Origin of the sequence: Agrobacterium sp. DSM 25558 (assembly GCF_900100825.1) — a bacterium.
Taxonomy (GTDB): domain Bacteria; phylum Pseudomonadota; class Alphaproteobacteria; order Rhizobiales; family Rhizobiaceae; genus Agrobacterium.
The window spans coordinates 16,272-31,392 of the sequence record NZ_FMUD01000038.1 but is presented as its reverse complement, the minus strand read 5'-3'; the positions used below and the strand labels follow the sequence as shown (position 1 = coordinate 31,392).

The window sequence follows — 15,121 nt, the reverse complement described above, 5'->3', positions numbered from 1 at the left end:
GGTACGCTTCACTCGATCAAGGTTCCATTTATTGAATAGCAACCTTCTGCGCGCAGTCCTCTATATCGCGTCGGTCTTCGGGCTATACATGGCGACGGCGATGTTCATTCCAGCCATGGCCGATCTTTATTATGGCAACAATGACTGGGGCGTGTTTGCCGCCTCGGGCTTCATGTGCGGCGGACTGGCGCTTGCCTGCGCCTTTGCCACCCGCGCACCCATGCCGACCTTCAACAAGCGGTTCGGCTTCCTGCTGGTCAACGTATTGTGGCTGGTTTTCTCGCTGATCGGTGCCGTACCGCTTTATCTCTCGGAACTGAACCTGAGTTTCGGGCAGGCCATGTTCGAATCCGTATCCGCCATCACCACCACCGGCTCCACCGCCATTTATGGGCTGGACAAGGCACCGCAGGGCATTCTCATCTGGCGCTCGCTGCTGTGCTGGCTGGGCGGTATCGGTATCGTCGCACTCGGCCTGTTCATCCTGCCGCTGTTGCGCGTCGGCGGCATGACGTTCTTTCGCATGGAATCGTCAGATACCGCCAATGACCGGCCATTTGCGCGGCTGGCCAGCTTCACCAAGGCCTTTGTCGGCATTTACGTTGTCATGACGCTGGCCTGCACCATCGCCTTCGATTTCGCAGGCATGACGCATTTCGATGCGCTGAACCACGCCATGTCCACAGTGGCAACCGGCGGGTTCTCCACCCACGATGCGTCTTTTGCCTTCTTCGGGGACAATGTCGCGCTGCTCTGGATTGCGACCTTCTTCCTCATCCTGGGAAGTCTGCCCTTTTCCGTCATGATCCTGCTGGCTCTGCGCGGTCGCATGGACATTCTGTATGATCCACAGATCCGGGTCTTCATCGGCTATCTTTGCGCAATATCGCTGGCCGTCGGCATCTATCACCACATAACCAATGGCGTGCCGCTCTACATCGCGCTTAGCCACTCTTTCTTCAACATGACGTCGATCCTGTCGACAGGCGGCTTCGCCAGCGATGACTACACGCTGTGGGGGCCCTTCGTCGTGGTCGTCGCCTTCTTCGCCACCTTCATGGGCGGCTGTTCCGGCTCGACAGCCGGCGGCATCAAGGCCTACCGCTTCGTCATCGTCTATAATGTCGTGAAAACCGGTCTGAAAAAGCTGCTCTACCCGGACGCAGTCTATTCCGTGCGCTATGGTGCCCAGGTCGTGGACGCCGAAACCATCCGCAACGTCTTCCTGTTTCTGAGCTGTTTCATCGCCCTGTGGATCGGCGGCAGCATGGTCATGAGTGCAATGGGCTACGATTTCCTGACGGCAACCTCCGCCGTCGCCACTTCGCTCGCCAATGTCGGCCCCGGCGTCGGCCCCATCATCGGCCCCGCCGGCAACTTCTCCACCATCAGCGACCCTGCACTATACCTGCTGTCGCTGATGATGCTGCTCGGGCGTCTAGAGATATTGACAGTGCTGGTGCTATTGATGCCGTTGTTCTGGAAGGCCTGAGCAATCCAAACATCGGCAATTGTCATCTGCCTTCATAGGCTGCTTTCATCTTCTCCATGGTAGCGTCGACTGCGCTACGCACCTTCGGCTGATCGATGATCTCTGCACAATAAAAGACCGGCATCTGCTTAGATGATGTGCCGTCACCCTTTATAACCGCCACTGATCCATCCTTAAGCGCTGAGTTCACAGCGTCGATCAGGGGCTGCCAGTCTTCAACATCTCCATACCCGCGCTGAACAATGATGCTTGCCCAGCCATCTCCCTGGTCCTTTAAATAATCCGAATTCTGGGCGGCTAGACACGTGGCGACGGCATATCCTTCTACGTCTTGCTGTAGTTGAGAGCGGGCGTCGGCGCGCGCGATGCCGGAGACAGCGGATATGAATCCACACGCTAGAAAGAGCCGGGCTCCTGTGATGAAACTACGTGTCATTCAAGGCATCTCCCAAAATTCGCCTTTAACCGTGGCAGCAGGACCATCGGAAAATTGCGAGTAGTCATCAGATGTGGGCTCCCGAAACGCTGAGCCATTCCATAAGGCGATATGGCCTACGGCACCGGTCCAACCTCTTACATTGAACGCCACAATACCCTTTTTCCCGCCAAAGGCATCGTTGTACGGAGAAACATTGTCTGTTTGCGGCTGCCCGAAAGCTATCATAAGATAGCTTCTCAAGTCCGCAACACCGTAAATGATGCGGTATCCCTTATCTGTTCCCAAGGTCCTCGCCCGCGCTGTCTGGGCAATGCCAGCGTCGATTTTATGGCCAGAAAGACTGAGTGCCACGCTCATTCTGCTCGCACATGCGTTTCCATTTGCGCCGAAACCCGGTGCGTGAATATTTTTCTGAGCAGCACCTCCGAGCATCATATAGAGATCGAACATCGTCTTGTACTGCTGGTGGTCTGGGAAACTTTTCCAAAGGTCGGCAAACTTAGGCTTCGGCAAAGTTTAATCTCCTGAGTAAATAATCACTCAGGTTGAATATTTTTGAAATGTGGCAATTTATATGCAATCGTAGCGATTATTCTGCACAGCGCCAAAATCATCAGTTTACCGGACAGATTATGAGCGCTGGTGCGGACGGCGGGACTTGAACCCGCAAGACCAGAGGTCGGCAGATTTTAAGTCTGCTGCGTATACCGATTCCGCCACGTCCGCTTGCGGTTTTTATCTACACAGCGCAAGCGGCTGTGGTCAACGGGCAGGTGTGGTGCGAAGTCGAAATTACCCGCACCAGGATTGATTTCCCCTGCCCGCTGGCAGCGCTAGACCTTCGCGCACCAACTGATCTGCGAAAGAGACGCCGGATCTCGATAGTGTCGAGGCACCTCCCATGGAGGCGACCTGGAAATTGCCGCCGTTCAGCATATCGCGCAGGCGAACCTTGGCGGCAAAGCCCTTCTGGCGCTCTTCCAGGCATCGGGCCTGATCCGTTTGCGGAACGGCGATACCGGCGAGTTTCATTTTCTCGCCTTTGAACCAGAATGTGTTGCCATCGGCGACGCAATTGTTGAGGCCCGATCGACCGCAGAAAGCGAACGTTCCGGGCTTTGCACCCAGCGATACGTTTTCCACCGGCGGGCGGGATGATGGCAGGGCAGTGGTTGATGCCTGAGTCGACATCGTCGCTGCGCCGTTGGGCATCGCGATGGAGCGAGGCGGCACGGGTGCGCCACTTGCCGGAAGCGCTACGGTTTGTGTAGCTGACGGTTTTGGCCTTTCAGCGGCAACCTCACGCGACCTTGGTTGCGGCGCGGCGGGCTTCGATACGGCGGCAACCGTGTCTTTCAATTTCGGCATCAGACTGTCGCGATGCTCATAGACCTGAATGCCTCCGACGGCGACGCCGAACAGCAACAACCACGACCACAGACCAGAACCGCCAGACTTGGCCGAACTACGACGACGACTTGAAGGTTTTCTCTTGCTCACGGGATAACTCCTTGTCCGGGCCGCATTATCGGCCCAAGGAGTTTCCGAAAGGTTGGCATTTGACATAAATGCCGCTTAAAAATTTGGGTTATCCCCAAACTTTATGATCGTCAGCGGACCTGATCCAGCAGTCGTTTGCATTCCAAAAGATCGAACAGGGCTTCCTGCAGGAGTGCACGGTCGTCCTTGTTGATGCTGGATTTGCCGAGGGATATCTCCGGCGTGTCGTCTGAACCATTGCCACCAAAGCCGAAGAAACGGCCACTGGGCCGGGCCTTGGGGCGGCCAACGACTTCATCCTCTTCTGAAGCGGCGACGCGCGGCTCAGGTGTATCCTTCTCACCGCTGGCGGCCATGATGGCTTCCATCGTCGCCATATCGCCTGATGCGATGGCGGAGACGAAGCGGTTACCATTGGTCTTGAGCAGCTTTTGCACGCCCTTGATCGTATAACCGTGGTCGTACAGAAGGTGGCGAATACCCTTCAAAAGATCGACATCGTCAGGGCGATAATAGCGACGGCCACCGCCGCGCTTCATTGGCTTGATCTGCGGAAAGCGTGTTTCCCAGAAACGCAGAACGTGTTGCGGCAGGTCCAGATCATCCGCCACTTCGCTGATCGTTCGAAAGGCGTCGGGGCTCTTATCCAAAGTTCAACTCCCATTCAGACCAAAGGCAGAATCCAAAACACGCAACAAGGTATGATGCGAATCGCCTTTGTTTCAACAGCTTGGCGGTTGAAATTCAACTATCTTCACAGGAAGAAAGGAATCGCAGCGTGTAAAAAGCACCTCGACTGCGGAAAAGAATGCGGCTCAGGAGCCGGCTTTCTGGCTTTTCTGTTTCGCCTTGCGCGCCGAATGGGCTTTGAGAATGCGCTGCTTCAAAACGTTGGATGCCTTGAAGGTCATGACGCGGCGGGGAGAAATAGGTACCTCTTCGCCGGTCTTGGGATTGCGACCGATACGCTCGTTCTTTTCACGAATCTGAAATGTCGCGAAGGAGGAGAGCTTTACCACCTCTCCGCGCGTGATCGCGTTGCAAATCTCGTCGATGACGGTTTCAACCAGTTCGGCGGATTCAGTCCGGGACAACCCCACTTTTCGAAACACAGACTCGGCTAGATCCGCACGTGTCACTGTTTTCCCGGCCATATTTCCCCGCACCGCTCTCTTTTATTATGCTGAACCGGGCAGAGATTATTGCCCTTGCCTCAACCGGTCAAGCAAAGTTTCCAGAATCGTTTAGGGATTTCCATTAATAGTGGCAATGGCTTACCGGGCATCATAAAGCAAATTTTACCAGCGCAGCAGAACAGCACCCCATGTGAAACCGCCGCCCATGGCTTCCAGCATCACCAGATCGCCCTTTTTGATGCGGCCATCGGCAGCGGCAACAGCCAGTGCAAGCGGAATGGAAGCGGCAGACGTGTTGCCATGCTGATCCACCGTGATCACAACCTTTTCGCTCGGAATGCCGAGTTTTTTCGCAGAACCGTCGATAATACGACGGTTTGCCTGATGCGGCACCAGCCAGTCAAGATCGTCAGCGGTCGTACAGGTCGCCTCGAATGCAGCCTCGATAACATCAGTGATCATGCCAACGGCGTGCTTGAACACCTCACGGCCTTCCATGCGCAGATGGCCGACGGTGCCTGTCGTGGATGGGCCACCGTCAACGTAAAGCTTGTCCTTGTGCGAACCGTCGGAACGCAGATTGGATGTCAGAATGCCACGATCGGAGGTCTTGCCCTCGCCCTCGCCGGCTTCAAGAACAACAGCACCGGCACCATCACCGAACAAAACGCAGGTCGTGCGATCGGTCCAGTCGAGAATACGCGAGAACGTTTCTGCGCCGATGACCAAAACCCGCTTGGCCATGCCGCCACGAATATAAAGGTCGGCGGTTGCCATGGCATAAACGAAGCCTGAACAGACAGCCTGCACGTCGAATGCAAAGCCGCCTGTAATGCCAAGACGGTTCTGGATATTCACAGCCGTTGCCGGGAAGGTATTATCCGGCGTTGATGTCGCCACGATGATGAGATCGATGTCTTCAGGCTTGATGCCAGCATTTTCAAGAGCCGCGCGCGCTGCCAACTCGCCAAGCGAAGAGGTCGTTTCCCCCTCACCCGCGATGTAGCGCTGCTTGATGCCGGTGCGCTGCACGATCCACTCATCGGTGGTCTCTACGATCGCTTCAATGTCCTGGTTCGTCATGACGCGCTTTGGCAGCGCTGCACCGTAACCCCGTATAATTGAGCGGATCATCTTCTATTCCTCATCAACCACGATCGCTTCAGGTGCCGGAGGCGGAAGACGTCTTGCGTGGTAAGCTTTCAAATCATTTTCTATTTTGGCTGTCAGGCCATTATGGGCCATGTCATATCCAACATCGACTGCGGACGCGAAGCCCATGGCATCCGTGCTGCCGTGGCTTTTGATGACGATGCCGTTCAGACCCAGAAACACTCCGCCATTGACCTTGCGCGGGTCCATCTTCTCACGCAGCACATCAAATGCGCTTTTCGCCAGAATATAGCCGATTTTGGCAATAAAGCTGCGAGAAATCGCTTCACGCAGCAGCGTATTGATCTGCCGGGCTGTGCCTTCCGCCGTCTTCAACGCAATGTTGCCGGTAAAGCCTTCGGTCACGACGACATCGACCGTACCCTTGCCGATATCGTTGCCTTCGACGAATCCGCGGTAGTCGATAGTGCCAAGACCCGCTTCACGAATGAGACGACCCGCTTCGCGAACCTCTTCCTGTCCCTTTACCTCTTCGGTGCCGACGTTCAGAAGGCCGACCGTCGGGCGGTCGATATCGAACAACGCACGAGCCATGGCCCCGCCCATGATGGCGAAGTCGAGGAGTTGCTGGGAATCGGCACCGATCGTGGCACCCACATCGAGAACGATGCTTTCGCCCTTTGTAGTCGGCCAGATACCGGCGATGGCAGGCCGCTCGACACGCGCCATGGTGCGCAGGCAGAATTTTGCCATGGCCATGAGAGCGCCGGTGTTGCCTGCGGAAACCGCAACATCGGCTTCGCCAACCTTTACGGCTTCAAGCGCGCGCCACATGCTAGAGATATAGCGGCCACGGCGCAGCGCCTGGCTCGGCTTTTCATCCATCGCAACGGATACTTCGCAGTCGAAAAATTGTGCCTTTTCCCGAAGCTTCGGAAATTGCGCCAGAATGGGCTCACATCTGGCCTTCTGCCCATAAAGCAGGAAAACCACATCGTTATGCCGCTCCAGCGCCTTGGCAGCGCCGGGTATGGCAACATCAGGGCCAAAATCCCCGCCCATGACGTCAATTGCAATTCTGATCACGCGTCCCTGATCCTTCTAACCGCCGTGCGGTGGAATTTTGCGCGAAAATACCGTTTCCGCGCTCTCTTACAACCGAATTATTGGTGCTAACCGGATTCAGTCTTTTTTCCAGTCCTTCAACGCCGCAAAAGGCGACGGCTTTTTTTCTTCCACAAGCTTCTCTTCGCCGTACCCTGCAAAATCCACATCGGGCTTGCGCGGATAAGGTTCGATGGCAAGCGCTGCGAACTCCGCGACGACGACACCGACATCGATCGTATCACCGCTGAACTGGTCGGGAATATCAGGACCCTCCGGGTCCAGAACGATTTCGCCTTTTTCGTCCGGCATCATGCGCGCCAGTTTGGAACCCTCTGGCACGAAAATCTGATCAATCTTTTCATCGATAACACTCGAAACCGGCTCCAGTGTGACAACACAAGCCTGGGTCAGAGCAACACGCACATCACCGGTAATTTTCAATCCATCTCTTTTCCAGCGCGTCACCTGCAATTCGCTTTTCAGAGACTCGACCGACACGACATCCCACAGTTTTGCCAGCCCAATCAGTTCTTCCGGGCTGGCGGTGAGACCAATCCTGACGGGATTGGCGGAAATATGACCTACCTTCACAGGATAGGAAAAAGGTACGTCGTCGTTGGCCGGATGTTGCGAACTCATGGAAACCTCATAACTCGGGGACGGGCAACGTGACATATCCTGTCGCGACAAGGTCTTCCGACTGCGCAGACAAGGCATGGGCGGCCGCCATCATCCAATTGGCAAGTCCGCGCATATCAGGCGCGGACGCTTCTGCCTGCGGGTATATATTGCGTGCAAGGGCTGCCGCAAGGGCCTGCGCATCCGAAGCGTCCAGCGCCGCAGCGTAGGATTCAAGGCGTCCATAGAACATGCCAGCGAATTTCTTTATCCGCTTGGGCACGCCCTGGTCCCCGATACCAAGCTCGCGCATGGAATGATCGAGGTCCTGGAAGAACGCATCCACGATCTCCTGCGCAATCTCCTGCCCGCTGGTGGCGGAGGACTTTGTGCGACGGAAGTAGAGAATCATGATGATGGCAAGCATCTCGAAACGGCCCATGACTGTATCCGGCACACCAAGGTGCAGATAGAAATCCGGGTGGCGCGCGGCAGTGGTGAGCGTGTGATATTGCCTGTCAACAATGGGACGATTGTTGTTTTTCTTTTTGAAAAGACCGAACACCATCGAAATTCCCGAATATTGATCGGCGAAATGGCGTCTCGCCCGTCGCGCTTGTTGCATGATTGCGAAAGCTGGTTTACCGAAGCATCCAAGAATTGCAATGCCGTTGAGGTCACGTTCATCGTCTGGCTGAAACAGTCGTAGAGAAGCGTCGCAAGAGACGTGATTTTCGAAAACCTGTTGCATTGCTTGATGAAACGGGGAATTCCTGTCCCCGGATTGACATAATCGTGTGTACACAAGCGCTACAACACGCAATGCCGGAAGGTGCCATTCATGATCGCAGTCGGGGAAACGCAGGTGAGCAAGCAGAATTCAGGACAGCAGACCACGTTTCTGAGCAAGACCGCCGTTGCGATCGTCATCGCATCCAGCCTCCTGTCGGCCTGCTCCAGCACCACCGATGTTTTCCATAATGGCTACGTTGCGGACGAGCAGTCCCTCCAGCTGATCCCGGTCGGTTCCAGCCGCGAACAGGTTCTGCTGACCATGGGTACGCCCTCCACCACCGCGACCTTCGGCAACGAGGTGTTCTATTACATTTCCCAGAAGCGCGTGCGTAGAGCTGCCTTCATGAAGCCGCAACTGGTTGAGCAGAACATTCTGGCGATCTATTTCGACAAGAACGGCGTCGTTTCTCAAAAGGCAAACTACACGCTGCAAGACGGCAAGGTGTTCGACACCATTTCGCGCACCACACCGACAGGCGGCAAGGACCTCACCTTCCTGCAGCAGCTGCTTTCCGGCGGCACGGCGGGTGCCGGTATTGCCAAGAGCATTCTGGGCCAGAGCGGCAACAATGGCAGCGGCTTCTGATCCCAAGAAGAGAAAATGCAAAAATCCCGCGAGATGATCATCTCGCGGGCTTTTTTTTGTTTCAGGTTTTAATGAGCCAGAACAGCCAACAGCAGCAACGCCACGATGTTGGTGATCTTGATCGCCGGATTGACCGCAGGGCCAGCCGTATCCTTGTAGGGATCACCAACCGTATCACCAGTCACCGACGCCTTATGCGCTTCTGAACCCTTGAGATGCGTGACGCCATCCTTGTCGATGAAGCCATCCTCGAAGCTTTTCTTGGCATTGTCCCATGCGCCACCACCTGAGGTCATGGAAATGGCAACGAAGAGACCGTTGATGATGACGCCGAGCAGAGACGCACCGAGCGCAGCGAAGGCCGAGGCCTTGGAGCCGGACATCAGCAACACCCCGAAATAGACGACGATGGGGGCCAGAACAGGCAGCAGCGAGGGAATTACCATTTCCCGGATGGCTGCCTTAGTCAAAATATCCACGGCCCTGCCGTAATCCGGCTTTTCCGTACCCTGCATGATGCCAGGCTTTTCGCGGAACTGACGGCGCACCTCTTCCACGATGGACCCTGCGGCCTTGCCAACCGCTGTCATGGCGATGCCGCCGAAGAGGTACGGAATCATGCCGCCAAACAGCAATCCGGCAACCACGTAGGGGTTGGAAAGGCTAAAGGAGATTTCGCCGATATCCTTGAAGTAAGGATAGAGATCGCCATTGGCCGCGAAATAGGAGAGGTCGTTGGAATAGGCGGCAAACAACACCAGCGCGCCAAGGCCTGCCGAACCAATGGCATAGCCTTTGGTCACGGCCTTGGTGGTGTTTCCGACAGCATCCAGCGCATCCGTTGCCTTGCGCACATCCGGGTCGAGACCCGCCATTTCCGCAATGCCACCGGCATTATCCGTGACTGGACCGAACGCATCGAGGGCAACGATCATGCCCGCAATACCGATCATCGCGGTGACCGCAATGCCGGTGCCGAACAGGCCCGCGAGCTGATAGGTCGAGATGATGCCCCCTACGATGACGATGGCCGGAAGTGCTGTTGATTCCAGCGACACGGCCAGGCCCTGGATGACGTTGGTGCCGTGGCCCGTGACGGAAGCCTGCGCGATGGAATTGACCGGACGCTTGTTGGTGCCGGTGTAATATTCCGTAATCACGACGATAAAGGCGGTGACGACCAGACCGACGATACCGCACAGAAACAGGTTGGTGCCGGTGATATCCATACCGGCGACAATGCCGATGGAGCCCCAGCCGATGGTGAGCGATGTTGCCACCGCAAGACCGGCAATGGAAAGCACGCCGGTGGCGATCAGGCCTTTATAGAGCGCGCCCATAATCGAGTTGTTGGTGCCAAGCTTGACGAAGAAAGTTCCGGCAATCGAGGTCAGGATGCACACGCCGCAAATTGCCAGCGGATAGAGCATGACGCTTTCAAGGATCGGCGCACCGGCAAAGAAGATGGCCGCGAGAACCATGGTGGCCACGACGGAGACGGCATAGGTTTCGAACAGGTCCGCTGCCATGCCTGCGCAATCACCAACATTATCACCGACATTGTCGGCAATGGTGGCGGGGTTGCGTGGATCGTCTTCGGGAATACCCGCTTCCACCTTGCCGACGAGATCACCGCCGACATCGGCCCCCTTGGTGAAGATACCGCCGCCAAGACGGGCGAAGATCGAGATCAGCGAGGCACCGAAGCCGAGGGACACCAGCGCATCGATGACGACGCGAGACCCGACCGGATGGCCAAGGCCCGCCGTCAGCACGAGGTAATAGATGGATACGCCCAAAAGCGCGAGACCCGCCACCAGCATGCCGGTAATGGCACCGGACTTGAAGGCGATGTCGAGACCCGCAGCCAGACTGTGGGATGCCGCCTGCGCCGTGCGCAGATTTGCCCGCACCGAGACGTGCATGCCGACAAAGCCGGCGGCACCGGATAAAACCGCGCCGATGACGAACCCGATAGCCGCTTCCGACGAGAGAAAGAACCAGACCGCGACTGCGACGATGATACCGACGATTGCGATGGTAAGATATTGACGGGCGAGATACGCCTGCGCGCCCTCCCTGATATAGCCTGCTATTTCCTGCATGCGTTCACTGCCTTGATCGGCATCGAGAACGCTTTTCGTTGCCCAGACCGCGTATACCACGGACAAGACACCGCATAAAATTACCAATGCAATGACGGTCATTCGCACTTACCTCCTGTGTGCCGGGTTCTCACTCCCTCCCCGGCGGGCGAAACCATGCGGGGCGCAGGGTGTAGAGCCCTGACGCCAAGGTGGACCATTTGTTCCCCTCCCAAGGAAAAATGGTCTGCGTGCGGAGATTGCGTTGGTGAAACCCGCCGCGTCAAGTCCGAAGATTCGCAACGAATGGCTTATCGCTCTGATTCAGACCGGTTTTTGAACGGCCTTCTGTTTCGACAAAAGGAAAGCAGAAGCAAAAGGCACCTGCCGGCGAAGGCAACCGGTGCCAGCAAATCCTGACGGATATCGCCAGTTGCGGAGACCACGCCGCATGCAAGAATCAAGGACATAGTTTGGTGAGAAGTCGGCAGACGGTGCCGTAGCCAGCGATTTATCCGCACCGAGAAGCCAATGATCGGCCAGCGCGCCGATCAAGTGCGGCGGAGCCCATAATGGCCTGCGCTACGGCAAGCAGGAAGACATTGCGCTAGGCTTCGGTCCGTTGGTCTTCAGTCCCGGAACAGAAACGGCGCTTATGTCTTCCTCGAATGTTTGTTAGCGCTTCGCCTCGCCGCGCACCTGCTTGGCAATGCGGTCCAACACTGCATTGACGAGCTTCGGCTCGTCATGTTCGAAAAACGCACGGGCGATTTCGACATATTCCGTCACGATAACGGCGACCGGAACGTCTTTGCGTTCCAGGATTTCGAAGGTACCGGCACGCAGGATTGCCCGAACGGTGGTATCCAGACGCGACAGCGGCCAGTCCTCCTGAAGGGCCGAGCGCACCAGCGGGTCGATCTTGGTCTGGTCACGCACGACGCCAGAAACGATGGAGCGGAACCAGGACGGATCAGCCTTCAGATAGGTCTCGCCATCCACTTCCTGGCCAAGGCGATGCGCCTCATATTCGGCGACGACTTCCATCACACCGGTGCCGCCGACATCCATCTGGTAAAGCGCCTGAACCGCAGCAAGGCGTGCAGCGCCGCGCTGGTTGACCGGCTTTGTAGACGGTGGGCGAGGCTCGGAGCCGTTCTCAGTATTGCTCATGCTCTCAGCCACCCAGTTTCTTTTTCAGTTCGATCATGGTCAGTGCCGCACGGGCCGCAAAACCACCCTTGTCCTTATCGGAACGGCGAACACGCGCCCAGGCCTGATCTTCGTTCTCGACGGTCATGATGCCATTGCCGATGGCCAGCGATTCACTGACGGCAAGATCCATCAGCGCGCGCGAGGATTCGTTGGAAACGATATCGAAATGGTAGGTCTCGCCACGGATAACCATGCCAAGCGCGACGAAGCCATCATATTCCGTGCCTTCATCATCCGCACCATCCAGTGCCATGGCGATGGCAGGCGGAATTTCCAGCGCGCCGGGAACGGTGATGATGTCATAGGTCGCGCCAGCTTCATCAAGCGCAAACTTTGCGCCATCGAGAAGAGCATCAGCCATATCGTCATAAAATCGTGCTTCCACGATGAGAAGGTGAGGTTTGGACATGGGGATTTCCTGAAAATCTGCGCCGGATCATCCCGGCTTTTGGCGCGGTCAAACCATGGCTTGCGTGCTTTAGCAAGCATTTTTCACGCATGGCAGGTCCGATGTCCCGAACACTATCGCAAAATTTCGCAGTTTGATCGCAAGAAAAATATGTTTATTTTTGCGCGATAACCGCAGGAGCATAGCTTGCACAGCATCCCCGTCATCGAAACCCCTCGTCTTCTCCTCAGATCACATCACGTCAATGATTTCGCCGATTACGCAACGCTATGGGCGGACCCGGGCGTCGTGCGCTACATAGGCGGGATACCTCAGACCCGCGAGCAAAGCTGGAGCAAATTGCTGCGCTCCGCCGGACACTGGCATCATCTCGGATTTGGTTTCATGGCAGTTGAAGACAAGGAGAGTGGCCGGTTTATTGGTGAAGCAGGCTTTCACGAGGCACGTCGTGAGATCACCCCCTCCGTGGAAGGAACATTGGAAACCGGATGGGTGTTCTTTCCGGATGTCCATGGCAAGGGCTACGCATTTGAGGCCGTCAGCGCGTTGATCCAATGGGCGAAGGTCAACTTTCCAGACATGCGTATGACTTCCATCATCCACCCGGAAAACGGTCCTTCGCTGAAGCTGGCCGCCAAACTCGGCTTTGTCGAACTCGCTCGCACGGACTACAACGGCGACATCGTCATTCTTTCCCGGACGGAAACTCCGCCAGCCTAGCGGCATAGCGCGCCATGGTATCGACTTCGAAATTCACGAAATCGCCCGGCTGACGGTCACCCCATGTGGTGACGGAGAGTGTGTGGCGGATGAGCAGGACGTCGAAATCCGTGCCATTGACGGCATTGACGGTTAGCGAGGTACCGTCCAGCGCGATGGATCCCTTTGGTGCCACGAACTTCGCAAGATGCTCCGGCGCACGAAGGCGGATGCGCACGGCCTCGCCTTCAGATTCCACCGACAGAATTTCGGCCTTGTCATCCACGTGGCCGGACACGATATGGCCGCCGAGTTCGTCGCCGATTTTCAGCGCGCGCTCCAGATTGACGCGGGTATCCTTGGTCCAGCTGGCAATGGTGGTCAGGCGAAGCGCCTCTTCCCAGGCCTCGACTTCGAACCAGCGCTCGTTGCTGCCCTGTTCGGGAAGCTTCGTCACCGTCAGGCACACGCCGCCGTGGGAAATCGATGCGCCGATATCGATGGTCTTCGGATCATAAGCGGTCGCCACACGCAGTCGCACGCCTTCCGGCAGAGTCTCCAGCTCGGACACGGTTCCAACGTCGGTGACAATTCCGGTAAACATCAAAGCGGCCTTTCAAATTCAAAACAGCGATCCGGCCCATAAGCGGTCTCGCCGACAATTGTAAATTCCTGTGGGATATCGTCACGTGTAAGCGGGCTTTCAAGCCCACCTGCACCGATGATAATGGGGCTTTCGAACAGCAGAATACGATCAACGAGGCCAGCTTCAAGGAAGGATTTTGCGACGTGAGCGCCACCTTCGACCAGAAGTTCCGACATTCCGCGGTTGGCGAGAATGGTGAGGAGGGACTGGAGGGTTGGGGTGGTGAGGACTTCGACGCCAGCCGTTTCGAGTTGTTGGCGTTTTTGGGTGGCTTCGAGTTCGGAATGCTTGTGGGTGGGGCTACCCCCCTCTGCCCTGCCGGGCATCTCCCCCTCAAGGGGGGAGATCGGCTGGGCGCTTACCTTGCCGGACATCTCGCCGTTGGCGTCAAACGCCAAAGACGCATCCGTGATCGATGCCTCAGAAGAAGGTTCCAGATTGGAGCGACCGGCCAACCACGAGTCGATCTCCCCCCTTGAGGGGGAGATGCCCGGCAGGGCAGAGGGGGGTAGCTCCGCACTCGACGCCAACTGCGCCACCACCACACCCACATCCCCAGCCGTCCGCACCAGCTTCGACTCCACCGGCAACTCCAACCGCCGATCCAGCACAATCCGAACCGGCGAGCGATACTCCAGCCCCGGAATGCGCACCGTCAATTCCGGATCGTCAGCAACCGCCGTCCCAATCCCAACAAGAATAGCATCACAGCTTGCGCGCAACTCATGCACGGCATGGCGGGACTCCGGGCCGGTAATCGCCACCTGCCCTTCCCCAACCCGACCAATCATGCCATCCGAGGAAACAGCAAGCTTCAAAATCACATGCGGCCGGTTCTTCACCTTTCGTGTGAGATATCCGGCCAGCACACGCTCGCCCTTGGCTCTCAGCAAACCGGTCTCGACCGCAATCCCGGCATCCCGTAAAATCTGATAACCGCGCCCGGAAACCCGTTCATCCGGGTCATCGACGGCGACCACAACACGCGCCACGCCAAAATCCACCAGCGCGTTGGCGCAGGGCGGTGTTATGCCGAAATGGGAGCATGGCTCGAGGGTTACATAGGCAGTCGCACCCCTCGCCGCCGCACCCGCCAATTCCAGCGCCTGACGCTCCGCATGCGGGCGCCCGCCAATCGCGGTCACGGCTTCGGCGAGGATCTCGCCATCCTTGACGAGAACGCAACCGACGGAGGGGTTGGTATCGGTGAGGCCTGTATGGCGGCGGGAAACCTCGATTGCCCGTGCCATGAATCGTTCATCATCGGCGCGGGTCGTCATGA

The 15,121-nt window shown here is 56.9% G+C and carries 17 protein-coding genes and 1 tRNA gene; 3 read left to right on the top strand and 15 right to left on the bottom strand.

Annotation, left to right across the window (positions count from 1 at the left end):
• The first annotated feature begins 31 nt into the window (after positions 1–31).
• A complete protein-coding gene (locus DSM25558_RS23425) occupies positions 32–1,492 on the top strand; it encodes a TrkH family potassium uptake protein (protein WP_077107074.1) in 1,461 nt (486 codons plus the stop codon).
• A 22-nt stretch (positions 1,493–1,514) separates the two neighbouring features.
• Here DSM25558_RS23425 and DSM25558_RS23420 read toward each other — a convergent pair whose 3' ends face one another.
• The 10 genes from DSM25558_RS23420 to DSM25558_RS23375 form a co-directional block, all read right to left on the bottom strand.
• Positions 1,515–1,928 (bottom strand): hypothetical protein, encoded by a 414-nt coding sequence (locus DSM25558_RS23420; RefSeq protein WP_077107073.1) that lies wholly within the window; start codon positions 1,926–1,928, stop codon positions 1,515–1,517.
• Complete coding sequence (locus DSM25558_RS23415; RefSeq protein WP_077107072.1) at positions 1,929–2,444, bottom strand: T6SS effector amidase Tae4 family protein; 516 nt, start codon at positions 2,442–2,444, stop codon at positions 1,929–1,931.
• Positions 2,445–2,571: 127 nt separating this feature from the next.
• Positions 2,572–2,657, bottom strand: a tRNA-Leu gene (locus DSM25558_RS23410).
• Between the two features lie 66 nt (positions 2,658–2,723).
• Positions 2,724–3,431, bottom strand: coding sequence for a nuclease (locus DSM25558_RS23405; protein ID WP_077107071.1), 708 nt, complete (start codon positions 3,429–3,431; stop codon positions 2,724–2,726).
• Positions 3,432–3,541: 110 nt separating this feature from the next.
• Entirely contained in the window at positions 3,542–4,081 is a 540-nt protein-coding gene (locus DSM25558_RS23400) for a MerR family transcriptional regulator (RefSeq protein WP_077107070.1), read from the bottom strand.
• 165 nt (positions 4,082–4,246) lie between these two features.
• On the bottom strand, positions 4,247–4,585 hold the full coding sequence (locus tag DSM25558_RS23395; RefSeq protein ID WP_077107069.1) for an integration host factor subunit alpha: 339 nt from the start codon (positions 4,583–4,585) through the stop codon (positions 4,247–4,249).
• A gap of 144 nt (positions 4,586–4,729) precedes the next feature.
• Positions 4,730–5,701, bottom strand: coding sequence for a beta-ketoacyl-ACP synthase III (locus DSM25558_RS23390; protein WP_077107068.1), 972 nt, complete (start codon positions 5,699–5,701; stop codon positions 4,730–4,732).
• A gap of 3 nt (positions 5,702–5,704) precedes the next feature.
• Positions 5,705–6,766: a phosphate acyltransferase PlsX gene (plsX, locus tag DSM25558_RS23385; RefSeq protein ID WP_077107067.1), complete on the bottom strand. Its 1,062-nt coding sequence runs from the start codon at positions 6,764–6,766 to the stop codon at positions 5,705–5,707.
• Positions 6,767–6,862: 96 nt separating this feature from the next.
• A complete protein-coding gene (locus tag DSM25558_RS23380) occupies positions 6,863–7,426 on the bottom strand; it encodes a YceD family protein (RefSeq protein ID WP_077107066.1) in 564 nt (187 codons plus the stop codon).
• A 7-nt stretch (positions 7,427–7,433) separates the two neighbouring features.
• Positions 7,434–7,973 (bottom strand): ubiquinol-cytochrome C chaperone family protein, encoded by a 540-nt coding sequence (locus tag DSM25558_RS23375; RefSeq protein WP_077107065.1) that lies wholly within the window; start codon positions 7,971–7,973, stop codon positions 7,434–7,436.
• 273 nt (positions 7,974–8,246) lie between these two features.
• Between DSM25558_RS23375 and DSM25558_RS23370 the strand changes: the two genes are divergently transcribed.
• The gene (locus DSM25558_RS23370; RefSeq protein ID WP_077107064.1) at positions 8,247–8,786 is read left to right on the top strand and encodes an outer membrane protein assembly factor BamE; all 540 of its coding nucleotides are present in this window, start codon (positions 8,247–8,249) and stop codon (positions 8,784–8,786) included.
• A gap of 68 nt (positions 8,787–8,854) precedes the next feature.
• Here the strand turns inward: DSM25558_RS23370 and DSM25558_RS23365 are convergent, their stop codons facing one another.
• From DSM25558_RS23365 to ribH, 3 genes are all read right to left on the bottom strand, one after another.
• Positions 8,855–10,993 carry a sodium-translocating pyrophosphatase gene (locus DSM25558_RS23365; RefSeq protein ID WP_077107063.1) on the bottom strand — a complete coding sequence of 713 codons (2,139 nt, stop codon included), beginning with the start codon at positions 10,991–10,993 and terminating at the stop codon, positions 8,855–8,857.
• Between the two features lie 552 nt (positions 10,994–11,545).
• Positions 11,546–12,043 (bottom strand): transcription antitermination factor NusB, encoded by a 498-nt coding sequence (nusB, locus tag DSM25558_RS23360; protein WP_077107062.1) that lies wholly within the window; start codon positions 12,041–12,043, stop codon positions 11,546–11,548.
• Positions 12,044–12,047: 4 nt separating this feature from the next.
• On the bottom strand, positions 12,048–12,494 hold the full coding sequence (gene ribH, locus DSM25558_RS23355; RefSeq protein ID WP_067645454.1) for a 6,7-dimethyl-8-ribityllumazine synthase: 447 nt from the start codon (positions 12,492–12,494) through the stop codon (positions 12,048–12,050).
• A gap of 186 nt (positions 12,495–12,680) precedes the next feature.
• Here ribH and DSM25558_RS23350 point away from each other — a divergent pair, with 186 nt between their 5' ends.
• Positions 12,681–13,214, top strand: a complete 534-nt coding sequence (locus DSM25558_RS23350; protein WP_077107061.1) for a GNAT family N-acetyltransferase — start codon at positions 12,681–12,683, stop codon at positions 13,212–13,214.
• On the opposite strand, the gene DSM25558_RS23345 is transcribed toward DSM25558_RS23350, so the two are convergent.
• Positions 13,180–13,797: a riboflavin synthase gene (locus DSM25558_RS23345; RefSeq protein WP_077107060.1), complete on the bottom strand. Its 618-nt coding sequence runs from the start codon at positions 13,795–13,797 to the stop codon at positions 13,180–13,182. The genes DSM25558_RS23350 and DSM25558_RS23345 overlap by 35 nt on opposite strands.
• Positions 13,797–15,119, bottom strand: a complete 1,323-nt coding sequence (gene ribD / locus DSM25558_RS23340; protein WP_077107059.1) for a bifunctional diaminohydroxyphosphoribosylaminopyrimidine deaminase/5-amino-6-(5-phosphoribosylamino)uracil reductase RibD — start codon at positions 15,117–15,119, stop codon at positions 13,797–13,799. The genes DSM25558_RS23345 and ribD overlap by 1 nt, the downstream gene beginning before the upstream one ends.
• Positions 15,120–15,121 lie beyond the last annotated feature (2 nt).